Genomic DNA, 23,989 nt, shown 5'->3' on the forward strand with positions numbered 1-23,989 from the left:
AGGAGATAGGAGATAGGAGATTATTTTTATTTATTCTTCCCACACCCCACACCCCACTTCCCCACTTCCCCACACCCCACACCCCACACCCCACACCCCACACCCCACTTCCCATACCCCACAACTTCCCACTGATAACTGATAACTGATAACTGTATCGGTTATTGCGACTTTTTATTTCCTGAAAACCGCCTTGTGGAAGTCAAGTTAGTTGCTTAAGATAGAGGTAATCGCAGTCAGAGAAAACCTCTCAAGGAAATTATTACTATGGCTTTCACTCTTTATTCTCCCTTCCTAGAAATTAATTCTGTCCAACGTCAAATCGACCAACTTTTTCAAGAAGTATTACCGACAACTTCATTGGTATCTCGTCCCCCGGTGGAAATCTCTGTTAATGAGGATTCCGTAGAATTAAAAATCGAATTACCCGGTGTGGATATTAAAGATATCGATGTAGAGGTTAGCAAACAAATGGTGGCTATTAATGGGCAACGTCAACGCCCTGACGAGGTGGAAAACAGCGAATTTTATTATGGTAAATTTAGTCGCTTGATTACCCTGCCAGTGGAGGTGCAAAATAGCCAAGTTACCGCTAACTATCAAAACGGTATTCTTTATCTCACCCTCCCGAAAGCAGTGGCAGAAAAAAATAAAGTGGTGAAAGTTAATCTTGGTTAGATGATAAAAAGACTGGAGAATTTCTCCAGTCTTTAGTTTTATTTGTAGTCGCTAACTGTTAATTGGATTCTTTGCCATTTAGGTTGACGGGACGGGGTTGAATAACACCAAAACCGCCGTGATTGCGTTGATAGATAACGTTGATTTCGTTAGTGTCTTTGTTGCAGAACATAAAGAAATCGTGATCGACTAATTGCAATTGTGTTAGTGCTTCCTCAATAGTCATCGGTGGCATAGCAAAGTATTTCATCCGCACTACTTCCGCAGGTAATTCGGGAGTGCGATCGCCGATTAGGTTATCATCTAAGGGTTTCTCTTGCACCACCTCGCTAGTTTTAACGGTAGCGTGGGTGCGATGATCCACCAGTCTTTCTTTATACTTGCGGAGTTGACGAGCGATTTTATCAGAAACTAAATCAATACTCGCGTATAAATTTTCGCTTCCTTCTTGAGCGCGAATCACTGTTCCATTAGCATAAACCGTTACTTCCGCTTTGTGGCGATCAGGAATGCGTGCATTCTTTTCCACGGAGAGGTGAACATCGACTTTTGTGGTTATGCCGTTAAAATGTTTCACCGCTTTCTCCAGCTTTTGTTCCACATAATCATGAATAGGTTCGGTGACAGCGATATTATTGCCCTGAATCAATAGCTTCATACTCACTACTCCATCTAAAAATTTTGCTATAGACCGTCCACATCAACTATTTTTAAGGGATGTTGATGCTAGGAATTTAATCCTCAAAAATCTGCTCGATCACGCTGTTGTTAGAGGTCACAGTCTAGATATTGTCGGTGTTCTCTTTCTCTTTTTTTTGTCGGATCGCGCGGAAAATTCATCGGGTCGAGCGCCTATTTGCAACTGGATTTATCTACCTCTATTCTAACAAGTTTCTGCAAAGCTTCTCTTAACAGAAGTGCGAAGTTCTGTTAACTTTTATTTAAAGAAACCGATTTTGGCCGCCAGCAAGGGAATCCGGTGATTGTTTCTCCTGTGGGACGGTTAACATCCGAATAGATGGGATATCCTTAGATTAGCACTTAGTATTCTCCCCGACATATATATCTTCCCTTCTTTTAATCTTCCTTTGCGCTCTTTTACATTTCTTAAATATTTTGACAAATCTCGCAATGAATGCTCAAAAAATACCTCGTCTCTGTGGGCTGAAAATTCAGGCAATCACTCCCTATTCTCTCGCTTGGGCGCACCAGCGATCGCTGGTGTCGGCGAGAATTGCCGATCCCGACTTACCCGATGTGCTGCTGCTGCTGGAACATCCCCCCGTTTACACCCTCGGTACCGGTTCAGATATTAAGTTTATTAAATTTAATCTTGACAAAACCGACAAAGAAGTGCATCGAATCGAGCGAGGAGGCGAAGTCACCTATCACTGTCCGGGGCAGTTAGTGGGCTATCCGATCCTCAATTTGCGCTATTATCAGCAGGATTTACACTGGTATTTGCGACAATTAGAAGAAGTCATCCTGCAAACTATCGCTATTTATGGATTGTCGGGGGAAAGAATCGCGGGCCTGACGGGGGTATGGGTAGAAGGGTATAAAATAGCGGCGATCGGTATTAAAGTTAGTCGTTGGATTACCTATCATGGTTTTGCCATTAATGTTTGTCCGGATTTAAGCGGTTTTGCCGAAATTATTCCCTGTGGGATTACTAATAAACCCGTGGGCAGTTTACAGCAGTTTCTGCCTAATATTAGTCTTATGCAAGTACAGCAAGATTTATCGAGGGTTTTCGCCTCAGTTTTCGGTGTGGAATTATTTTCTCTTGACAAGGATTAATATGAGCGATCGCAAAGACCCAGAAAAACTCGCATCAGAAAATAGGGCCGATAACCCCGAAAATAACGGTAAAGCCAGTTTATCAGCCCCCGATGCCTCCGAATACGTCTCCTCTTTATCTTCGCGTAATCCTCTGCGTCAGCGCATCCTACTATTAAAAGATCTTCGGCCGGGTAACGCGGGGTTACTGTTGGCCCCCCTGATGGTGATGACTATCGGCCTCGTCTTTAGCTGGGACTGGTTAGGCTTTTCTGGGGCGATAGTAGCGATATTAATATCTTTACAGGTGATTTTACCCTCTATTCGCCAGTGGATCGCCCATTATCTCACCCCCTCTGAACGTCAGACGGTTTTCGCTTTTATCGTTTTTATAGCTGCTCTGGCCGGATTAGGGAAATATTTAGGAGTTTACGAGCGCATATTGCGATGGTTAGACAGTTTTAAATACGATGAGTTCGGTTCCTGGGCCGAGTGGGTGGGGGCCTTGGGACAGATTATGATTGCTGTGTTAGCTGTCTATGTGGCCTGGGAACAGTACGTTATTTCTAAGGATTTAACCATACAGCAAAATCGCATTACCCAACAACAGACGATCGATTCCTATTTTCAGGGGATTTCCGATCTAGCCTTGGATGAGGAGGGATTTTTAGAAGATTGGCCCCAGGAAAGAGCGATCGCAGAAGGTCGCACCGCTTCTATCCTCAGCAGTGTCGATGCCTCTGGGAAAGCGAAAATACTGCGTTTTTTGAGTCAATCGCGGCTATTATCACCGATTAAACGCGATCGTTATCTGGGCCGACCGATTCTAGACGGGGAAGGGGGTTATGCGGAGGATCGAGAGTTCGGTACAAGAGTAGTACAATTGGGAGTAATGTTAGCGGGGGCCGACATTTCTGGGCAGGATTTGCGCTGGACGGATTTAAGCGAAGCGAATATGGTGCGGGCCGATTTAAGTTATAGCGATTTGGTAAAAGCAAATGTATCGCGGACAATTCTCTACGAAGCTAATTTAAGAGGGGCCGATATCAAGGGGATGCGTTTATTTTATGGTTCCCTAGAAAATGCTACCCCCCGCAGTCGTACTGTTCCCCCCAATTATGACAGCGGAGAACACACGGGAGCAGTGGTAGAAAATGTCAATTTTACCGGGGTGAAAAACATGAGCGAGGAACAACGTCACTATTGTTGTCGTTGGTGTGGGGAAAAGTCCCGCGCAACCATTCCGGGGGGATGTGCTGATATTGGCAATCTTTTGGGACGATAATTAGGGTTTGCTGAATAAATCTAAAAACCTTGTTGGATAATATCTTTAGGCTTTTTTGAAATCAAAAAGTTCCGGGCCTGGGAGTGATCGGGGAGAAAATTTAGGCACTTTTTCCCTGAAAATTAGGTAATTGGCCACCTCAAAACCAGTAAAACCCCACACCCCACACCCCACACCCTGCCCCCAGGAAAAGCTTTTTCAGCAAACCCTAATTAGAATATCTCCTCATCGGCAAGGGCAGTGTTATAATCAGTGGTATTCATGGCCAATAATTCCCACAAATTTATGAATCAAAAAGTAGTTATTCTTGCCACTGCTTCCGCTAGTTTATTAACCCTATTAGTTACCACTAACTCCGTACAAGCTGCCCCAGAGTCCTTTCATCCTAGTTTCAATACCGAGAACTTAGGTGACATGATTATCGCCAAGACAACCGGGGAAGAAAATCCGATTTTACGTCATCTTAATTGTAGTTGTGCCGCCTGCACGCAATCCCTTAACTCCTCACTCAATTGATAATTTTCCGCCCCAACGATCCTGGGGAATAAAAGTCCGCTCTAGATTAATTTTTGCCACGGGTTCTGTGAGGGTAAATTCTCCCGATTCGATCAGTGCTTTTAATTCTAAAGCGGCTTCCCGGGACAGGGAAATACTGGCCAAAGGAGCCACCCTCACACTTTTTCCCTCGATCATAATCCGACCGCTTTTTAGTTTAGCGTAGGTGATTAAACCAAAGGTAGGACGGACTCGCCGGGGAATCGAAAAATCCACCACTGGAGCGACAATTTCCTCATCTTTTACGGCACAATGTCGAACGATTTCCTCGTTTAAAATTGGAATCGGTACTGCTACCCCTAACATTAAAGAAGCCCCATAATTTTTGAAATAACAACCCCGCACCCAGCGAGCATTCATTTGTTTAGCATCACCAATTAAGGCTAAGGTGGAAGCGGGGCCAATGGGAGTGCGATTTTGTAGGCGTTTTTGCAGGGGAAAATGTTGGGTTCCTTCCCAGGCAATATAACCGATTCCTCCTCCCAAAAAAATGCGCGTACCGATGCCGATAGCCTCTAAATCGGGGTCATTTAACAGGGGAGAAATTGCCCCGGGGTTAGAATAAACTGCATTACCTAATCGCGGCTGTAGTGGTCCTAAATAAGTATATAAAGTCCGCTCTCCCCCATTGACTCCGACGATAAAATTCTGGTAGAGATTGCGAGGATTAAAAAGATAAAATTGATTGATAGTCTCCTTAGAAATAATCGTTTCAAAAGAAGCACGAGGATAACAATCGGTGGCCTGGCCCACAGCACGCAATTGCAGCGATTTTCCAGCGATTAAATCCTCAATAATATGTCCGCCACCTCTCTCGGTATTTTCTCCCTCTAAATTCTCATTTTTGGCCGCTAGATCACTAATAGCACTGGCTCCTAAGTATAAATCCACCGCCCCAAAACCGGCATAAGCAGGAATCCCATCTAACCAACATTGACGAATTTTTATCGGCGGATCTGTCTGACCTAAATTAATAATTGCCCCCGAAGATTCCATCGGTTCAAAGGTTCCCGTACAAACCACATCTACTTGGGAAAAAACCTCCTTAATTCCCATCTCGGTAACGCGACTTTTTAATTCCTCTACTGTCCAGACTACAGCAGTTTTTTTAGCAATTTTGTCGTTGATTTCAGCGATTGTTCTCATAATAAGTAGCTGGTTATAATTAAATTGAAGATGGATTCCCCCTTAATAAGGGGGGTGCCGATCCCCCCTTAATCCCCCCTTAATAAGGGGGGCATCTGAAAGTTTTCAACACCTACCTACTTAAAAATTGGCAAGATGGGGGTTAGGGAGCTTTTTGCTGTTATCAGTCAACAGTTATTAGATGTGAGTTTTCAGTGAGTGGTATTAACTGAGCAGTATTAAATGGCCATAACAGTGCTGTCTTTTCACTGATTACTGATTACTGATGACTGATCACTGTTATAAGATAAAAAAGGGAAAATTTACGATCGAAGCTTTTCTATGACAGTTACACCCGTTCCGGCCTCCTTTAATCCTGTTTCTGGTCTAGTTAACCGTATTCTCGGCATAAAACCGCTTTTTGACATCGCTCGCTATCAGGCCCGCAATATGATGATTAAAAGAGCCGAAAAACTAGGCGTACCTTGGCGAGAAACCGTCAAACAATGGCAGCAACGGGATTGGAGTTGGGAACTGCAAGCGGTAGAAAATCCCGATCTCGTCTATCCCGAATACTACGTTTGTTCTTTCCACGCTTACGAAAAGGGCAATTTAGACTGGTTGCCAGCTTTTGAGGTAGAATCTGCCGCCTATGCTGTCCATTCTACCATCTGGCCCGGGGCGGGGATGGACGGCGACCCGCGATTGCGACGGGAATATCACCGGATATTAAAGGAGCAAATCAAGGCAGAAATTAACGATATTGTCGATTTAGGCTGTAGTGTCGGCATGAGTAGCTTTGCGCTGCAAGATACTTATCCGCAAGCGCGGGTAACTGGGTTAGATCTCTCTCCCTACTATTTAGCCGTTGCCCAATACCAAGCTCAACAAAAACAAAAGACGATTCAATGGCAACACGCGGCGGCAGAAAAAACTCAATTACCCGGTCAGTCCTACGATCTGGTATCTTCGTTTTTAATGTTCCACGAACTACCCCAACAGGCTACTAGAGAAATTTTCGCCGAAGCGCGTCGTTTATTGCGATCGGGAGGTTATTTGACGCTGATGGATATGAATCCGCGCTCGGAAATTTATCGAAAAATGCCCCCTTATGTCCTAACCTTACTCAAGAGTACCGAACCCTATCTCGATCAATATTTTACTCTCGATATCGAACGGGCATTAGTTGAAGCGGGGTTTCAAGCACCGATCATTACCTCCACCAGTCCCCGACACCGGGCGATTGTTGCGCGGGTTTCCGAATCATAATTTTGAGGTAATCAATGAAGATAATTTTTCGTCAAAGCTGGACAAGGATATTAACTATTGTCCCCCTATTCCTGTTAATTTTTGCCAGCAAAACCCTTGCCCATCATGCCATGGCAGGGGAAACTCCTGATAATTTTTTGAACGGATTTTTATCGGGTTTAGCTCACCCGGTTATCGGTTTAGATCATTTAGCTTTTGTGGTGGCTAGTGGTTTAATTGCTGTGGGGATGGAACAGGGTTTATTAATTCCGATCGCTTTTGCGATTGCCACTTTAATCGGGACGGGGATTCATTTACAGGGAATAAATTTACTTTTTCCTGAAGGGATTGTTGCCCTTTCTGTGGTGATTTTTGGTGTGATTTTAACCCTAAAAAAAGGTTTACAAAATCCTTCTAATCTCTATACGATCGCTCTGGCAACTCTGGCAATGATTGCGGGAATTTTCCACGGTTATGCCTACGGAGAATCAATTATCGGGGCGCGAGTTGCCGCTTTAGTTGCCTATTTAATCGGTTTTACCGTGATCCAATTAGCGATCGCATCTGGGGCTTTTTTCCTTGGCAGTGTCATCAAGGAAAAATTAGCCAAGCAAGCAACTCTAATTAGCAAGTTAATCGGATTGGCAATTATGGCGATCGGTACAACTTTTTTAGTGGGAATTAAGTAAATTAATCTCGATGGGGCTAATTATTAATGGCTCTCTTGAGGTTATGAGATCGAAGAAAGGGCGTACAATATACGCCCCTGCCAAACAAGTGCGGGAGAGCCGCTAAATCAAAAATAAGCCAGATAAATCTAACAATAATCCTAATTCCTACCCCTACTATTTTTTTAGGTTTCAGAGGGGAAGTAACCAAACAGTTTTTTATAATCAGAGGCCAGATATCCTCGGTGAAAAAAACCTAATTCTTCGGCAATTTCATAAACTAATTTTGTCTGATTATTTTGGTTAAGAGATTGATGTAAAGCATTAAGACGAAGCAATTTAAAATAATTGTAAGGAGACATTTGATAGAAGTCTTTAAATATATATTCTAAGGTGCGTTGACTTACTTCTAAGTCTTGACAAATCGCTGGAATAGTCAGATCAGAACGCAGATTTTTTCTCATCATTTCTTCGGCTTTTTTGAGGATAGAGGTGCGTCTGATAGCGTTTTTAGGGGTTTTAATATCCTTGGTTAATGCTAAAGTCAAAAGAAAATCTTTGACAATTTCTTCTTTTAATTTTTGACTGACAAAATTCAATCTTAATGCTTTTCTTTTCCCAGATATTTGTTGACGATCTAAATTAAATAGCATTTGATAAAGTTGATGACAAGATTGTTGGAGATGACGAATTTTTTCCGATGGGCAAATCACAATAGAAGAAGCGGAAGAATTTAAAAACTTTTTGGCTTCTGGTAGCTCTAAAGTTTGGCACAATTGTTGCAGATAATTATCATGAACGTAAAGCTGAAAACGATTAGAAAAAGGATGCTGAAAAACGGAAATTTCTGATTTAGGGGGTATAATCCCCAGATAGTTATTTTCTAATGGATACAAATTTTGGAAGAAGACAGAATTCACCTGAACAGGAATCGCAAAAACCCACATTTTAGAATGGACTACTCCCGCAACATTCGTTAAACAATTACGTTGCGATAATTCTAACATCACTTCATCGATGATGATCCTTGAAAGATACCCTTCAAAATTATCGCCACTGAGTTGTAAAGCATCTAAGTTGACAAATTCTCGATTCTGAAAATAATGAGAAAAGTTACAAAAATATTCACTTTTAAAGGTTAATTCCTGAGAATTAATTAAAATATCGGTTTTATTGTCAAAAATAAACATCTGTATATAACTATTTGGTTATTGAGTAAAATTAAAAATTTTTTTGCCCATCAATTTAAAAACTTGCGTTTTTTGGATCATCTTAGCATAAAAGACTGAGTAGTATGAGTTACAGCAGAGTTGATCTGTTAATTTTGTCCATCAGTGTAATTCCAGTTAAATCTCTCACTTTTTTCCGTTATCAATTACTAAGGAGATTTCGATGACTGAAAAATATATGCCATTTAAAGATTGCTCTGGGTCTGGGGTATTAGGTGCAGAAATTCCTCAAATACGTCCCCCGGCATTTTCTGATGACCCACAATATAACACATTTACCTATACCTATTATCCAGGGGGATTGGAAATTTCCGATAGCTATATCTATTATCCAGGAGAATCAGAAATTTCCGAAGCTGTTGCCAGGGAAATCGCTACGTTCACCGTTCCCCCGACAAATTATCCAGGGGGATTGGAAATTTCCGATAGCTATATCTATTATCCAGGAGAATCAGAAATTTCCGAAGCTGTTGTTCCTAACATTAGCACTCGTTTTTATGCCATCGAAGCAACTATTGATTTCTCCAAAGCTAAAGGGGACTTACAAGGTGTTCTGATGGCGCAGGGTGGATGTTTTGGTGGACATAGTTTCTACATCTATCAGGGAAAACTATGTTAAGCTGTTCAAAATTTAAATAGCGTACAATAGAAATAGTAACCTAGTCAAATATTAATAGCCATGCCAGCCCCTAATCACTTAAATTCCGAGCAAAAAGAAAAATTACAAAAGGCATTGAAAGAAGAAAAAAATGCCTATATTCGAGAAAGAGTTTTGATACTATTGTTGTTAAATGACGGAAAAACTCAAGTCCAAATCTCTCAACTCATTGGGTGTTCACTGCGCACAGTATCCTATTGGTGTATTCATGGAGATGCGGATAATTTAGATAGTTTAAAAGACAAGAGAATGGCGGGTAATTATCGAAAAGCCACGGACGAGTATATCAAAATATTGTTAGAGACAATTGACAAAAATCCTCATGAAATGGGGTATGAATTTAGTCGTTGGACAGCCAAAAGATTAGCCACTTATCTAACAGAACAGACAGGAATCAAGTTAAGTAGTTCTCAAGTCATGAACATTTTAAAAAAAGAGTCTATATTTAGGCAAAATCTAGTTGAGAAGATCGAGAAAAACTTGAAAAAAGAAGAGAATTTAAACAGAAACTAGCGGAATATTTAAAAATAGCAAAAGAAGAATTAAGCTCAATTTCTGGTTCTTCGGTTTGTGTGATGCCATGGCGGGAGTTTTAAGGGATGAAATTCTTACATAAAAAGGCATTCGGCGATTTTTCTCAATTGTTGTCGTTCTAGAACGAACTAATCAATTAAGCAGGGTGAGAGCATCTCAAAAGCTATTGAGATGCTCTCACCCTGAGGTACCTCTTGCGAACAGGAAACGCTATAGATATTTCTACAAAATTGAGATGCACCCATTCAAGATTACCCTTCAATCCAAAGTAACGGAACTAAATCATCGACAAAGCACGATAAATCCGCAAAATCATAAGGATATTGATTAGACATTCTCTTAAAATCATGTTCTGGGATTGTTCTCATTTTTACCCCAGCAAGTTTTTGAAAATTTGTTATTGATTTAATCTGTTTATAATTATTGGTAGGGGTGATATGGATTATTACTCCATTACAAGCCATTTCCCAATGATTATTATAGGAACGATTCTGACGAGCTAGGGCTTTTTGTGCGCGACTGCCTATTTGAAAATCTTCTGGACCCCTGATTCTTCCCCAAGGTTTTCTTCTAATCTTAAAACTTGTATTTATATGATTATTTTCTTGAATAAAATTTTTAATCTTTGCGGCTGTCCCTTTCGGAGAACAATCTGTCCAGTCATATTTCAAATGAATATGTGGTAGCTCTTGAGAAGTTTGTGGTTTAAACCCAATAATGATTAATCGTCGAGAAAATTCCCTGAGAAAATTTTGGAAGACTAACTCTGATGGTACAATTTGTGGAGATTTAACTTTTGTTCTATTTAGCAAAGGTTGAAAATGTTTAATTAGATATAGTTCAATTTCATTTAATTCTTCATTATTGCAAACTTGCCAAGCTATTCTTACAGGATAATCTTGATTAATTTCTTGTAATTGATATATACGATGGTGATTTTTCCAGCGAGTTAAAAGATTGACTGCTTGACGAATATAAAGAATTCTATTTTGAGAATCGATAGCAAAATATATGGCAGAACAATCAGGAAGTTGATTTAAATTATCTAGTTCTACTGAAGACATTGCCAAAGGATCGAGCAGCATAAACCTAGTCTTATTTTATTTCCAAGATAATAATTTTCTGTAATTGCTATCAATTATAACTCATTATTCGCTTAATTTTTTAAGGCAAGGGTTTTAAAATTGCTATAACTTTTATCCTGTATGCTTTTTAGCGAATAAGGTAAGCAGAACAGTGGCGATTCCTTAACCTCAAAATGGTCTTTTTGTATTAATAAATATTCGAGTAGAACGCTCAATGCGTTTGCTAGACTGCATTTGAGACAATTTATCAAATTTTCGGTTCCAGAAATGAGCGAACGGTGAGTTATAAAATTCATGTCAGCGAAGAAGTCCGTCAAGCTGTGGGAGAAGAAGGAGTCTAAGATATAGCGTTTCCCAATCTCATGAGGTACACCAAAATCTTAACTCCTGACTCCTGACTCCTCAAAACCTAAGACTCTGTACCTCACAACTATGGAAATTGCTATAGTTTATTTACATCCTTACTCTCTCGACTTTACCTCGATTGAAAACTATTGAAAACTTTTGCCCAAAAGTCAAGTCTATCTTGGGAAAATTACAACCGAAAAATTATCGAGATTTAGACAAGGCTCTCGAAGAAGCTTTTAAGGCAGTCTCCAAGAAAGACACGCGTAAGTAGGTAGGTGTTAAAAGTTGTCAAATCACCCCCCTTGATAAGGGGGGATTAAGGGGGGATCGGCACCCCCCTTATCAAGGGGGGCAGGGGGAATCAGAAGCAAAATCTATCTTCAATTTAATTATAACTACTTACTTAATTGCTGCAATCACTGTTGTCAGGATACCTCATCTGTCCGAGAAAGGCTGTAAGTATTTATAAAGTAAAATTTAAAATAAATAATGTCGTGGGCTGGTAGAGCTAAAATACTATATAAGATTTAAGTGAGTGTGGGCGGAATTATTCTAATCCCGATACCTGACAGGACTCCACCGAGAAGTAACTATTTTTTAGAGCCAGAAAATATAATGACAGAAATTTGGGGATCCCTATTTATTTTTTTAGTCTGTCCTATCATCGGGGGATTGCCTCTGATTGATTGGATAAATTATCTCGTAACTGGACGTAAATTATCCCAATTAGGTACTGGTAATATCGGTGTAACTGCCGCTTTTTACCATGGGGGTAAATTAGTGGGAATTTTGGCGGTAATTTCGGAAGCAGCCAAGGGAATTATCGTTATTTTCCTAACCCGTTTCTTTTTTCCCACCGGCTCCCCTTGGGAATTATTAGCTTTAATTGCCTTAGTCATGGGGCGCTATTGGTTAGGAAAAGGTGCGGGAACTACTAATGTTTTCTGGGGATTAATCGTTCACGATTTTGTCGCTGTTTTTCTCACCTCAATTATCAGTGGGATTAGCTTTACTATTTTTCGGGAAAAATCTACGGGTAGATTGGTAGGATTATTTTTATTAGCTTTAATTCTCACCTTGCGCCGTCCCCACGATTCAGGTTATATTATAAGTGCCATTGCTTTAGCCTGTTTATTAGGGGCAATTTTTCAAAAAATCGCCGACGATTTAGACTTACCTGAAGCAAGTGTTAACAATGAATCAAAAACTATGTTTCGTTTTTTTCGTGGAGATCGATCGATCCAAACTCTTGATGACAATCTGGCAGCTTCAAAAGTGGGACAAAAGGCCGCGACTTTAGCCGATCTTAAGCGTGCCGGTTATCCCATTCCTAGGGGTTGGATTTTACCACCGGGGGATGATCCACAACCGTTAATAGAATCTCTTCATCCTGATATCAATCATCCCTTAGTCGTGCGATCTTCTGCTATTGGAGAAGATAGTGAAACCGCTTCATCTGCGGGACAATATACCACAATTCTTAACGTTGTTGATCGAGAAAATTTAGCGGCGGCGATTTTAAGTTGCCAAACCTCCTATAATAATCCTAATGCTGTTAATTATCGACTCGATCGAGGTCAAGAAAACACAGCCATGGCTGTGTTAATTCAAGAACAAATTCGAGGAGTTTTTTCGGGAGTTGCCTTCAGTCGTGATCCGATTAATCCTCTCAGTTTAGATGTGGTTATTGAAGCTTTACCCGGAGATGCCACCAGAGTTGTATCGGGAAGAATCACCCCCGAAAGTTATCGAGTTAATTTAGAAGAAAATATCATCATCGGAGAGGGAGATATTCCCCGGGCTATTATTCAACAGGTAGCTAATCTTTGTCGGCAATTAGAAACCCTTGATCATGGCATTCCCCAAGATATAGAATGGACTCATGACGGACAAAAATTATGGTTATTACAGTGCCGTCCTATCACCAATTTACAGCCAATTTGGACAAGAAAAATCGCAGCTGAAGTTATCCCCGGAGTGATTCGTCCTTTGCCTTGGTCGATTAATCGTCCTTTAACCTGTGGAGTTTGGGGAGATATTTTCCAGTTAGTTTTAGACAAAAAAGCTATTGATTTGGACTTCAATGAAACAGCGACTTTACACTATCAAAGAGCCTATTTTAATGCTTCTTTATTAGGAACCATTTTCCGTCGCATGGGATTACCTCCAGAAAGCTTAGAATTCCTGACCAAAGGGTCAAAGTTTACCAAACCACCTTTAACGGCAACCTTGGCTAATTCCCCCGGTTTATTAAAACTTTTAGGACGGGAATTACAGTTAGAAAAAGACTTTAGCCAAGATCAAAAAAACTATTTTATCCCGACGCTCAAAAAAATTAACGCTACTTCCCTAGAAGCTTTATATTCAGGGGAGATTTTAGAGCAAATTGAGGAGATTTTAACCGTCTTAAAAAAGGCTACCTATTATAGTATTCTTGCCCCTCTTAGCTTCGCTTTACGTCGCAGTATTTCCCGAGTACCTTTTGAGAAATTGGATAACTCCCAAGCACCAGAAATAGCCTCCATGCGATCGCTATCTGAACTGAGAAAAAATACGCTCGATCGAGATTTTGACCAGGCTTTTTCCCTCTGGTTAGAAACCTACGGTTATTTAAGCGAAGTAGGAACCGATATTTCCATACCGAGATGGCGAGAAAATCCCCAAGAGCTGCTACAACTACCCTTAGATAGTCCCGGTAATAATAGCCATAAAAAAGTTAAATCTTCCCATACTGTCCAAAAAAGATTAAATATCAAAAACCAGGTAACTGAAATTTACTCCCGTCTTTTGGCTCACCTACGCTGGCATTTTCTCGCTTTGGAAACCCTCTGGTTACAGCAGCAAATATTATCGGAGACGGGAGATATATTTTATCTAAACTACTCAGAAGTTACCCAGTTAGGTCAGAATAATAAAATCGCCAATCTTAAGCAGATTATCCGTCAGCGTCGCCAACAATTCCAAGAAAACTCTCAATTAACCGATATTCCCTATATCGTTTATGGACAACCCCCGAAAAGAGAATTTTTAGTTTCAAATTTAACTGCCAAAAAACGCTTACAGGGAATTGCCGCTAGTGGGGGGACAGTGGAGGGACGAGTCAAAATTATGCCAACCTTACAAAATCTAGAAATTGCCCCTAATACTATTCTCGTTATTCCCTATACTGACTCAGGATGGTCCCCTTTATTATCCCGGGCTGTGGGCATTATTGCCGAGGTGGGGGGACAATTATCCCATGGTGCTATTATTGCCAGAGAATACGGAATTCCGGCGGTTATGGATGTGCATCATGCCATGAAATTGTTAAAAGATGGTCAATTAATTCGTCTCGATGGCACTCAAGGAATTATTGAAATTCTCTAGGCATTAGGGGACAAGCTGTTCCCTATCTAATGCTAAATTCTGTTTAAGAAGAGCAGGGAAGTGGGGAATTATGAATTATGAATTATGAATTATGAATTCGGGAGACCACTTCGTGCGCGACGTTCGGACGTTCGGCGAAGCTAAGTAGTTTGACAGACTCACTAACACGAAGCTCAGTCGATCCTTTGCGGGGGAAGTGGGGAAATTGAACTAAAACCCCAAAACCCCAAACCCCCAAAACCCCAAAACCTGTCTCCTCTCTCCTGACTGACTCCTGACTCCTGTCTCCTGTCTCCTAACCCAATGTTGCTCAAAGATAAGCAAAAATTATCTATAAACCCCAAACACTTAAGAATATTTAAATTAACATTCCGCAATATTTATAAAATCTTAAGAATTAATTGAGAAAGATTGTTATTTAACAACGATGTTATGCCGGTTACAGCGATTTGATACAATTTCACAATGGGTTACTCTATGCTTTCTTGGGCAGCAACGGTTGAAACCCTTGCCACACCTAGAAGGTAATCCTCATTAAGACAGGTAAATGAGTCAATTTCACCCACAACGATGATCTTTTTTTTGTGTAGTTTTATTGCAAAAAAAAAGTTTTTTTGACAAAAAGCACAAAGTATGGGTTATGAAGTGGGGTAGTGGGAATTATGAATTATGAATTATGAATTGGGGAAGTGGGGTGATGGGGAAGTGGGGAGGTGGGGAAGTGGGGTAGTTCGGAAGTTATCTGCTATTTTCCAATAAAAACCTTCTTTCTGCCCGAACAATTGCCTCTCTAGTGGCTAAAACTGCTTCCCTATCCACCGAAAGAGAAGTCACACCCCAAGCAATCAGATCATCGATAAGTTCGGGATACTGGACGATAGCCATGCCGCAAACGGAACAGGGAATCTGTAAAAGTTTTGCCTGAGTGATAATTTGTTTTAAAGCTGCCCTGACTGCGGGATGACGGGCGTTAAAATATTCTGAGAAATCTTCTCGATCGCTACCTAAAAGTAATTGAGTTAAATCATTAGTACCAATAGCGAGCAATTGTACGCCCGCTTGCACATAATCCCTCAATTGAAAGATTACCCCCGGTACTTCCACCATTATCCCCAATTGGAAAGAAGGGACTTGAGTGAGTAAAGCCGATTGTACCCGTTGCCGGCAGAAAATAAATTCTTCAACCCCGCGGACAAAGGGAAGCAGTAAATTAATATTGGTGGCGCCGGTGGTTTGTACCCGTCGTAAAGCTTGCAATTCTAGATCGAATAGAGTCGGATCTAATATATAACCATGGGTTCCCCGACTGTCTTTAGCCGAATGTTGAGCATCAAAAGAACGGTAAAATAAAGGCTTAGGCTGGATACTAAGGGCAAATTGTGCGATTAAATCACTTAATCTCTCGATCAATGCTTCTTGATGCTCTGGAGTTAACCATTCTTCTAGATTACGCTGAGAAAGTAACTCTAAAATCATCCATTCTGAGCGCAATAAACCGATCCCATCAATAGGCAGTTCTTGGATTCTGGCAATACTTTCAGTTTGACTGAGATTAACCATCAAACGGGTAGCAATTGCCGTCCCGTCAGTTTCTCTGGGTGGTGGTGGGGGTAAGGAAATCTTTTCCTGAGATGCTAGAGAAATAATTCCCCTCGTACCATCTACCAAAATTATCTCCCCTGAGCGGATAATTTCCGTGGCATTTTTCACCCCGACAACGGCAGGAATGGCTAATTCCCGGGCTAAAATGGCTCCATGGCTAGTTAATCCCCCCTGTTCCGTGATCATTGCTCGAATTTGGCGTAAATGGGGCAGTTTTTTCGGAGGTAAATTAGTAGTAACCAGAATGCAATCCTGAAAATTTGCCTCTGGGGAGTCGAAATTGCTGATCACTTTTGCCACTCCCGATGCCAACCCTGGGGATGCCCCTAATCCTCTTAAGGGATAATTGGAGGTAGTGGGGGTGATTTCCTGACTGTGACAGTTAAGAATATAAATTTGACCATCCAGCATCATCAGCCATTCTATGCTGGTTAGGGTGGGTTTTTCCGCCAGTAGAGATTGAACCAGTTGACAAAGGCGATCGAGGGCGAAATTATCTAAACAGTAGCTTTCTTGTAAACTGGGTGCTAATAATTGTGGTGCAAGCAGATTACTGTCACTATTGAGATAATAAGCCCTGGATTTATTGCCTAATTGCCGACTGCGTAATTGACCGGAGCGATCGATAATATAGGTATCCGGTGCCACTTCTCCATTAACTAAACTGTGTCCTAATCCCCAAACCGCCTGAATTTGCCAGTTATCCTCATTAATCAGCACATTTCCCGCACAATTGGCTGGTAATAACGGTTGTACCAGTAAAGATAATTGAATGTTTTCTAACCCAACTCCCATTTTTCGCCAATAAAATAGACTTCTGGCGGTGAATAACTCCGCCCAAGCTTGTTTTAGGGCATTTTCTAGATTATCTGCTTTAATTCCACTGATGGGGGCGGAAAATAAACCGAGAGTTCGCCGAGCCAAATGAGCAGGTAAGGAAAAGCGCCATACTAGGCTATCCATGGATAATTGTGCCACGGCCGCCGTTAGTTCTTCTAACCAGAGAGGAGGAATTTGCGCTTGTAAAATGGCGCGGCGACTCTCTTTGGCGACTAATTGCAGAGCTTTTGGGTTATCTACGTCTAAATAGAGGGAAGACTGGGGAAAATCAGTCAGAAACGAGTCAGCATTGTTGATAGTTTCCAAAAATTCCGCAAAAATGCGGTTAAAAATGGCAAATCCCCCGATAATTGGGTATCCTCGCTGGTGTAATTCACTGGCAATAAAAGCTTTTTCCCCCACCAGGGGGCGATCAGAAGCACTAATGCGATCGAGCCAGCAAAGAATGGTCACGGGATTTGTTAAGAATGGTGAAAGGATTATAAAATCATTGTGTGATTTTTGTAACTTTTTAGTTCTATCTGCTAGTTTAACTCAGCGTCACTATCTTGAGGATGATCTGGGAAGTGGGGTGTGGGGTGTGGGGTGTGGGAATTATGAATTATGAATTATGAATTGGGGAGGTGGGGTGTGGGAAGAACAAAGCTGCCCCTTGCCTCCTGCCTTTTGCCTCCTGACTACTGACTCCTATCTCCTGTCTCCTATCTCCTATCTCCTGCCGACCGCCTCCTGACTACTGACTCCTGATAGCTGATAAGATAGGATTCGGACAATATTCGATCGCTGCGAGAAATTGATGGACACACCTGCGAAAGTTTTGTTAGTGGATGACGAACCGGGGGTTCGTGAATCTGTGCAAGCATATCTACAGTACGGGGATGACTTCGAGGTAAGAACTGCTAGTAATGCTAACGAAGCCTGGGATTTACTCAATCAAGAAATTCCGGAATTAGTTATCTCCGATATTATGATGCCGCAGGTGGATGGCTATCAGTTTCTCAAGAAATTGCGCGAAGATGCTCGTTTTCAGACAATTCCCGTGGTTTTTCTCACTGCAAGGGGGATGACGAGCGATCGCATTCAGGGTTATAATGCCGGTTGTGATGCTTATTTATCCAAACCTTTCGATCCCGAAGAATTAGAAGCATTAATCAAGTCTTTAATCGAGCGACGTCGTCAATCCTTGCAAGCCACCAGCGAAAACGCTAGATTAGAAGAAATTGCCCGAGATATCCGGGAATTAAAACAGCAGGTGGGACAACAGAACACTTTTACTACCACTCCCCCCCCGATTAAAGTTGATCTTACCCCCCGGGAACAAAGTGTTTTAGATTTAGTAGCGGAGGGATTGATGAATAAAGAAATTGCCAGTCGTCTAGAAACCAGCGTCAGAAACGTAGAAAAATACGTCAGTCGCTTATTTAGCAAGACTGGTACTAATAGTCGCACGGAATTGGTGCGTTTTGCCCTAAAACACGGTTTAACCAGTTAATATAGCAGCTAAGGACAAAGTAGCGGACCGGAGTGTCAATAACTGACGATGACAAGCAACTGAATTACCGATGGAAAACCAACTTTGGCAGCGAATCACCCCCAGAGATAATTTATGTTTGTTTTTATAAATGCACGTCATCAGCTATCGAAGACTACGAGAATTTACGAATAAACACGCTGATTCTCGAATAGCTTTGGAGAATTGGTATAAAATTGCCAGTCAAGCGATTTGGTATAATTTAGTTGAGGTTCAAACAGTATTTCCTAAAGCAGAAGCAGTTGGTAACTTTACTGTTTTTAACATTAAAGGTAATAGTTATCGTCTCATAACCAGTATCGATTATCAGAAGCGGCTAATTTATATCAAGTATGTTTTAACTCACGCTGAATACGATAAGGAGCAATGGAAAAATGACCCTTACTTTTAATCCAGAAAAATACAAAGAATTACTAGCTCGCCATTTACCTAAAGTTATTAAAACAGAGGCAGAAAATGAAAAAGCTTTGGCTATTGTGGAAGAATTAATGCACCGTCAGCAGCGAACTCCCGAAGAAGATGAACTTTATGAGCTTCTAATTTTTTTAATTGGGAATTTTGAAAAAAGCTTTTATCTACAGGAATCAACCACACCTCATTCTATGTTATTGTTTTTGATGGAACAGCAAGGCGTTAATAAGAAAGACATAGCCAGAATTCTTGGCTCTGACAAAATTGCCTCTAGTTTAATTGAAGGAAAAGGGTCAATTACCCAAGAACAGGCGAAATTATTAGGACATTTCTTTCATGTAGATTATAGTTTGTTGATGTAGATACGATCCCCTCTAGCTTTTTGGTTGGGTTGAGCGCTTTAATGCTTAGGAGAAAACTGCTCGATTCAATAATTTGAGCCAAAACCCAACATTTTTAAAGACATCGGTGCAGTTGGGTTTCCCGCAAGTGTCGCTCATTTTTGATAGACAAAAGTTATTGCTGTCACCCCAAACACAAGTTTACTGTCCCACCCGCCAAATTTTGATAGTTTTGTCACCACTCCCACTAGCTAAATAGCGGCCATCGGGACTATATACCACTGATAAAACTGTCTCAGAATGACCAGTAAGGGTACGCAATTCTTTTCCCGTTGCTACTTCCCAAATTTTGATAGTTTTGTCACCACTCCCACTAGCTAAATAGCGGCCATCGGGACTATATACTACTGATAAAACTGTCTCAGAATGACCAGTAAGAGTACACAATTGTTTTCCCGTTGCCACCTCCCAAATTTGGATAGTTTTGTCACCACTCCCACTAGCTAAATAGCGGCCATCGGGACTATATACTACTGATTGAACTGAGTCAGAATGACCAGTTATAGCGGTAAGCGCTTGAGTGAGATACAGACCAAGCTTTGCCTAGCATGGTTTATAGCTCGTGATACTGTACCTCATACGACTGCACACCGCTATAGTGGTGCGACTTAAATTCTGCACATAGCCTTCACTTAAATGTTTTTTTGAACCGATAGATTTGAGTAAGACATTTCTATCTGGATGGGTTAAGCTTTCCTCTTCTGTTATTTCCCCGTTAGCCACTAACATAGCTACCAGTGAATGATCTTCACTTAGTTGTTGAATTTTTCCTTGTCGTATTAAATAAATTCGACTATCTCCCACATGGGCTATCATTAAGCTATCATTGATCGCTAATGCAACACTTAAAGTTGTTCCGCCATTACGAACAGCATCAGCAATAGATATGTTGGCTTTTTGAAATAAATTAAGTAGCCATTCATTACGCTGTTCTCCTGTTTTAAATTCTGGAGGAAGGGAGTCTTGTAATATAGTTTTAACAGCAATTTGACTAGCTACTTCTCCTTGGGCCATTCCCCCCATACCGTCAGCTACAACGCCTAAAATAAGGGTTTCTGAATTACTGAGGTGTTGTTGCCTTACACCGTAGTTATCTTCATTCTGTAAGCGTTCTGTTGAAAGTCCAACGGTTGAATAACTGGCAATATTCCACTGCACTTTCAGACTCCGCAGTGCCTGGCGAGTTTCGATTAATAAGCTGAGAAATTGAGCCAGGGGAAAGCGTTCTTCTGGAAGAGAGGACAAGGCAATTTTCAGCAGTTGATAAAGACGCGGAATCGGAGCAATTTCTAAACTAATAATCTGGTCAGATTGAGGTAATTTTTGATGGGTAGTTTGATACAATACAGCAGCGATCGTATAACTGCTCATTGATTCATTGATCGAGCGACTTGCAGCAAGTTCAGGAGCGCAATAATCTCCGATAACACCAGAAGTCAGGCTTTCTTCAATTGAGTAAGCGCAGGTTAAGTCAAAGATTTTGAGGGGTTTGTCTATTTCTATAAACTGGGGAAGCAGGTTGATTAAATACCAGTTTTGTTTAGCTATATAAGAAAATAACTGACAGACTTGAATCACTAACGTTAGTGCTTCTTCTTGAGAATGTTCTGCTTTTAGCCAAGCTTCTAAAGTCAAGTTTTCTTGAGTAAATCGCGTTAACAGAAGAAGTTTTTCTGGTTTTGTCTCGTTTTCAATTGCTGTTTCTGAGTAGTATTCTTATTCTAAATAGTCTGTTTCTGCGGACTGATTTTCTACAGAATCATCATCTTTTGTTGAAGGAATATTTACAAATTCAGAATCTTCCGAGACTATTTGTTTAGGGGCAATATCTTCATTTTGTTTTTCATCTACCTCCTGGGATTTTTCCTTGATTGATAGGGTATTAATAATAGCTAAATCTACTTGAATATCAGCGATAAGTGGAGCGATCAAGCTGTAGTTTTGAAGAATTTTTCTCAGTTGCAGTTCCCGATCGAGACTACTATTAAGAGAGCCGACACGCAAAAGTCCCAATTGAGAAGATGTTTCGCCCTTTTCCCCATCGAGATCGGCAATGGGTTGAAACTTGACTTTGAAGTAATAAACATCTGCGGTTAATAACCCTAGATAGGCGATAATTTCTATCTGGTAATCTGCCATAGAAAAAGATTCTTTTTCTTGAATAAGCAGGGGGGTGGAGTTTTCTGTCGATGGTGAAGTCATGAGAGGCAGCCATTAAAACTTTAGTCGAACACAATAGGGGTGGGGCTAACCACCCCAAGAAATGTTAAGGAGTTTGGAAAAGAAAGCGAATTTTAGCGATCGCAATCTCATCACCGGAACTGAGAGGGGTTGGGGCAGTTATTCTGGCGTTAAAGCGATTTTGACCGATGGGTTTAATAAAAACCCCATTCAGAGAACCGAGGTCTTTAATTTTCCAAGTTCCCCCATCGGGATAAATTTCGGCATGGTTGCGGGAAACGGTTTCATTATCGGGGAATTTTTCCAAGTCCACATCCACCGGTCCGGTGTCCGAGTCAAAGATGCCAATCAGGGTAAAACCATCAATGAAAAATTCAGCCACCGGGGCATTAGGGTGCTTGGCAATCAGTCGGGCCGTTGTTGTTATCGTCGGAGTAATCGGTTGGGGCAGCGGTTCTGGTGTGAGTGTTATCGTCTCGGCAATCGGTTGGGGAATTGGCCTGGGTGTGGGTTCTGGGATGGGATCGGGGATGACAGGTGTGGGGGGTGTAGGTGGTGTCGATGGGGTCAATTCTGCACCACAAGCATCACAGTATTCTGCTCCCTGGGGGTTTTGATCGTAGCCACAAACCGTGCAAACAATAGCCATTGGTTTTTCTCCTTTTTGAGGGATATAAGAGGAATTAATTAGATTGAAATTAATCTTACTGTTGCCTGACTCGGTGCCAGAAGTCTGATCAAGTACCGGTTAGTTTCCGAATAGTTTCTTCCGAGAGATCGTCGTTGAGGTCATCGCCCATCTTGACAGTTTTTCCTCTCGATCCCATTTTCACGGTTTTGCGAGTTCCAGAGGAAATCTGACGAGTTTTTCGTAATTCTTCAATCCCTTCATTGAGAGATTCGAGCATGGCATCATTGCCAATTTGAACCGTGATACGACGGGCAGTTTCCAGGAGTTTTTCAGCTTGTTGGGGGTTACTCTCTGCCATGCGGGTTGCGTCGTCAACTAATTGGGAAATATTGCGTTGTTGAACGTATCCCATAACTTCTTGATCGACCTGCGCTGTCCCCCCCTGTCCAGGCACAAACTGGACAACAACGTTCTGCGGTAGTAATTCCCCCCGTCGGTTTAAGCCAGGAATGTCATAAGTCAAGCCCAGTTGAGCCAGACGAATTTTTGAACTAGGACGACTATCGATAGCAAATTCTAAGATAAAGATGGTTTCATCCTTTGCTTTGGCGGCACCAATGGGATAGGGAGCTTGATTTAAGGAAAATTCTGCCAAATCGGGATAAACACGGGTAACGCGCAGAAGTTTGACTCCCTGAACAGTTTTTAAGCTGAGGACAAGATTGTTAATCACTTCTTGCTGGGCTTGCTGATAGTCTGCCAGTAGGAGGTTAGGAAGATCGGTAATAGAAACATCGTTACCACTAGCCGTTCCTGGAACAATGTGACGGCAATGCCCTCCCGTCTTGCCGCTTATCTCTGTGAGCAAGTTTTCGTTAAACTCGCCCACACCCAAGGCCGTAATCGAAATCCCTTGACTGGCAAATTGTTGGGCTAAGTTTTGGCAATCATCTTCATCAAAGGTGTCGCCATCGGTAAAAATCATGGTATGGCGGCTAGTCATGCTTTGATTAGCTAGGAGAGCCAGGGCTTGATTCATGCCTCTCCCCATACAAGTTCCACCGCTAAAATTTCGCAGTTTAGCGATCGCATCTTCCAGTTGACGGGTTTGGGTAACTGGTGTTAAGCCAATCAGAGTAGAGGCTTGATCGTTAAATTGGATCAGAGCAATCCGATCTTCCGGGGTGAAGCGTCCTGAATTAATCAGGGTGCGAAGCGACTCAATAACCATGTCGATTTTGGCAATGCCGCCCACCACTCTCGTGTATTCCTTCCCATCTTGTCTATAGATTTCGCCGGTGGGTTGAAAATCGCCAGCCACAATTTCGTACATCGAGCCACTGGTGTCAATTAAAAAGACAAAGGTAGTAGAAGGACGGGTTTGAGCGACTTCTTGGGTTGGTCGCAACTTCAGCATAATAAACAGTAGACCTCTTGCAAAAGTCTTTCGTGATATAATAAAGGGTTATTTATTTTTGCCAATACTCTCACGAGACAGCGATCGCCACAATGAGATAGTGTTGCCAGCGTAATAAAAGAGTTTTTTTGTGATACTGTTTAAAATCTGTCCTTAATAGATAAAAAACAGAATAAGAGTATGAAATTTGCCGAAACGAATAGGTTATGTCGAAAGAAATTTAAGCGTTTAACGGGAATGAGTCGCCGAACTTTCTATCTGATTGTTAACATCATTAAAGAATACGAAAAAAAGAAGAATAAGCTGGGTCGTCCTTGTAGATTAATCCCAGAAGATCAGGTTTTAATAGCTATTCAATACTGGCGGGAATATCGGACTTATTTTCACATTGGGTGCGAGTGGGGAGTCTCAGAGTCG

22 protein-coding genes and 1 pseudogene are annotated in these 23,989 nt (G+C 41.4%); 13 read left to right on the forward strand and 10 right to left on the reverse strand.

Going from position 1 to position 23,989, the window contains the following annotated elements; all coding sequences use genetic code 11:
* Positions 1-267 precede the first annotated feature (267 nt).
* The gene (locus tag N0824_RS01345) at positions 268-678 is read left to right on the forward strand and encodes an Hsp20/alpha crystallin family protein (RefSeq protein ID WP_108935405.1); all 411 of its coding nucleotides are present in this window, start codon (positions 268-270) and stop codon (positions 676-678) included.
* Positions 679-736: 58 nt separating this feature from the next.
* On the opposite strand, the gene hpf is transcribed toward N0824_RS01345, so the two are convergent.
* Positions 737-1,336, reverse strand: coding sequence for a ribosome hibernation-promoting factor, HPF/YfiA family (hpf, locus tag N0824_RS01350; protein ID WP_002780485.1), 600 nt, complete (start codon positions 1,334-1,336; stop codon positions 737-739).
* 473 nt (positions 1,337-1,809) lie between these two features.
* Between hpf and lipB the strand changes: the two genes are divergently transcribed.
* From lipB to N0824_RS01365, 3 genes are all read left to right on the forward strand, one after another.
* On the forward strand, positions 1,810-2,478 hold the full coding sequence (lipB, locus tag N0824_RS01355; RefSeq protein ID WP_108935406.1) for a lipoyl(octanoyl) transferase LipB: 669 nt from the start codon (positions 1,810-1,812) through the stop codon (positions 2,476-2,478).
* Between the two features lies 1 nt (position 2,479).
* Complete coding sequence (locus N0824_RS01360; RefSeq protein WP_108935407.1) at positions 2,480-3,742, forward strand: pentapeptide repeat-containing protein; 1,263 nt, start codon at positions 2,480-2,482, stop codon at positions 3,740-3,742.
* A gap of 285 nt (positions 3,743-4,027) precedes the next feature.
* Positions 4,028-4,258 (forward strand): hypothetical protein, encoded by a 231-nt coding sequence (locus tag N0824_RS01365; RefSeq protein WP_002737992.1) that lies wholly within the window; start codon positions 4,028-4,030, stop codon positions 4,256-4,258.
* Here the strand turns inward: N0824_RS01365 and N0824_RS01370 are convergent.
* Entirely contained in the window at positions 4,247-5,443 is a 1,197-nt protein-coding gene (locus N0824_RS01370; protein WP_108935408.1) for a homocysteine biosynthesis protein, read from the reverse strand. The genes N0824_RS01365 and N0824_RS01370 overlap by 12 nt on opposite strands.
* Positions 5,444-5,764: 321 nt before the next feature.
* Here N0824_RS01370 and N0824_RS01375 point away from each other — a divergent pair, with 321 nt between their 5' ends.
* Together N0824_RS01375 and N0824_RS01380 are read left to right on the forward strand one after the other, a co-directional pair.
* Positions 5,765-6,691, forward strand: coding sequence for a class I SAM-dependent methyltransferase (locus N0824_RS01375; protein WP_108935409.1), 927 nt, complete (start codon positions 5,765-5,767; stop codon positions 6,689-6,691).
* A gap of 14 nt (positions 6,692-6,705) precedes the next feature.
* Positions 6,706-7,359: a HupE/UreJ family protein gene (locus N0824_RS01380; RefSeq protein ID WP_108935410.1), complete on the forward strand. Its 654-nt coding sequence runs from the start codon at positions 6,706-6,708 to the stop codon at positions 7,357-7,359.
* A gap of 164 nt (positions 7,360-7,523) precedes the next feature.
* On the opposite strand, the gene N0824_RS01385 is transcribed toward N0824_RS01380, so the two are convergent.
* On the reverse strand, positions 7,524-8,528 hold the full coding sequence (locus tag N0824_RS01385) for a helix-turn-helix domain-containing protein (RefSeq protein ID WP_108935411.1): 1,005 nt from the start codon (positions 8,526-8,528) through the stop codon (positions 7,524-7,526).
* Positions 8,529-8,730: 202 nt separating this feature from the next.
* Between N0824_RS01385 and N0824_RS01390 the strand changes: the two genes are divergently transcribed.
* Together N0824_RS01390 and N0824_RS01395 are read left to right on the forward strand one after the other, a co-directional pair.
* Positions 8,731-9,186: a hypothetical protein gene (locus tag N0824_RS01390; protein ID WP_233256331.1), complete on the forward strand. Its 456-nt coding sequence runs from the start codon at positions 8,731-8,733 to the stop codon at positions 9,184-9,186.
* A gap of 60 nt (positions 9,187-9,246) precedes the next feature.
* Positions 9,247-9,738 carry a helix-turn-helix domain-containing protein gene (locus tag N0824_RS01395; protein ID WP_108935412.1) on the forward strand — a complete coding sequence of 164 codons (492 nt, stop codon included), beginning with the start codon at positions 9,247-9,249 and terminating at the stop codon, positions 9,736-9,738.
* Between the two features lie 272 nt (positions 9,739-10,010).
* Here N0824_RS01395 and N0824_RS01400 read toward each other — a convergent pair whose 3' ends face one another.
* Positions 10,011-10,844 (reverse strand): GIY-YIG nuclease family protein, encoded by an 834-nt coding sequence (locus N0824_RS01400; protein ID WP_108935413.1) that lies wholly within the window; start codon positions 10,842-10,844, stop codon positions 10,011-10,013.
* 963 nt (positions 10,845-11,807) lie between these two features.
* Here N0824_RS01400 and N0824_RS01405 point away from each other — a divergent pair.
* Positions 11,808-14,558 (forward strand): glycerol-3-phosphate acyltransferase, encoded by a 2,751-nt coding sequence (locus tag N0824_RS01405; RefSeq protein WP_108935414.1) that lies wholly within the window; start codon positions 11,808-11,810, stop codon positions 14,556-14,558.
* A 738-nt stretch (positions 14,559-15,296) separates the two neighbouring features.
* Here N0824_RS01405 and N0824_RS01420 read toward each other — a convergent pair.
* Positions 15,297-17,453 carry a putative PEP-binding protein gene (locus N0824_RS01420; protein ID WP_108935416.1) on the reverse strand — a complete coding sequence of 719 codons (2,157 nt, stop codon included), beginning with the start codon at positions 17,451-17,453 and terminating at the stop codon, positions 15,297-15,299.
* A gap of 343 nt (positions 17,454-17,796) precedes the next feature.
* Here N0824_RS01420 and N0824_RS01425 point away from each other — a divergent pair, with 343 nt between their 5' ends.
* The 3 genes from N0824_RS01425 to N0824_RS01435 all read left to right on the forward strand — a co-directional run bounded on the left by N0824_RS01425 (position 17,797) and on the right by N0824_RS01435 (position 19,304).
* Positions 17,797-18,492: a response regulator transcription factor gene (locus N0824_RS01425; RefSeq protein WP_002767277.1), complete on the forward strand. Its 696-nt coding sequence runs from the start codon at positions 17,797-17,799 to the stop codon at positions 18,490-18,492.
* Positions 18,493-18,622: 130 nt separating this feature from the next.
* Complete coding sequence (locus N0824_RS01430; RefSeq protein ID WP_002797368.1) at positions 18,623-18,922, forward strand: type II toxin-antitoxin system HigB family toxin; 300 nt, start codon at positions 18,623-18,625, stop codon at positions 18,920-18,922.
* Positions 18,906-19,304 carry a type II toxin-antitoxin system HigA family antitoxin gene (locus N0824_RS01435; RefSeq protein WP_108935417.1) on the forward strand — a complete coding sequence of 133 codons (399 nt, stop codon included), beginning with the start codon at positions 18,906-18,908 and terminating at the stop codon, positions 19,302-19,304. The genes N0824_RS01430 and N0824_RS01435 overlap by 17 nt, the downstream gene beginning before the upstream one ends.
* Before the next feature lie 180 nt (positions 19,305-19,484).
* Here the strand turns inward: N0824_RS01435 and N0824_RS01440 are convergent.
* The 5 genes and pseudogenes from N0824_RS01440 to N0824_RS01460 all read right to left on the reverse strand — a co-directional run.
* Positions 19,485-19,856, reverse strand: a pseudogene (locus tag N0824_RS01440) (WD40 repeat domain-containing protein); the annotation flags it as partial.
* 30 nt (positions 19,857-19,886) lie between these two features.
* Complete coding sequence (locus N0824_RS01445) at positions 19,887-20,978, reverse strand: protein phosphatase 2C domain-containing protein (RefSeq protein ID WP_108935418.1); 1,092 nt, start codon at positions 20,976-20,978, stop codon at positions 19,887-19,889.
* Positions 20,979-21,059: 81 nt separating this feature from the next.
* Entirely contained in the window at positions 21,060-21,545 is a 486-nt protein-coding gene (locus N0824_RS01450; protein ID WP_108935419.1) for a hypothetical protein, read from the reverse strand.
* Positions 21,546-21,609: 64 nt separating this feature from the next.
* Complete coding sequence (locus N0824_RS01455) at positions 21,610-22,173, reverse strand: FHA domain-containing protein (protein WP_108935420.1); 564 nt, start codon at positions 22,171-22,173, stop codon at positions 21,610-21,612.
* Positions 22,174-22,261: 88 nt separating this feature from the next.
* Positions 22,262-23,572: a VWA domain-containing protein gene (locus N0824_RS01460; RefSeq protein WP_233256332.1), complete on the reverse strand. Its 1,311-nt coding sequence runs from the start codon at positions 23,570-23,572 to the stop codon at positions 22,262-22,264.
* A gap of 180 nt (positions 23,573-23,752) precedes the next feature.
* Between N0824_RS01460 and N0824_RS01465 the strand changes: the two genes are divergently transcribed.
* Positions 23,753-23,989, forward strand: a 237-nt coding sequence (locus N0824_RS01465) for a transposase family protein (RefSeq protein ID WP_146184252.1), incomplete at its 3' end; no start/stop codon positions are given.

This window comes from Microcystis sp. 0824, assembly GCF_003112475.1.
Lineage (GTDB): Bacteria > Cyanobacteriota > Cyanobacteriia > Cyanobacteriales > Microcystaceae > Microcystis > Microcystis aeruginosa_C.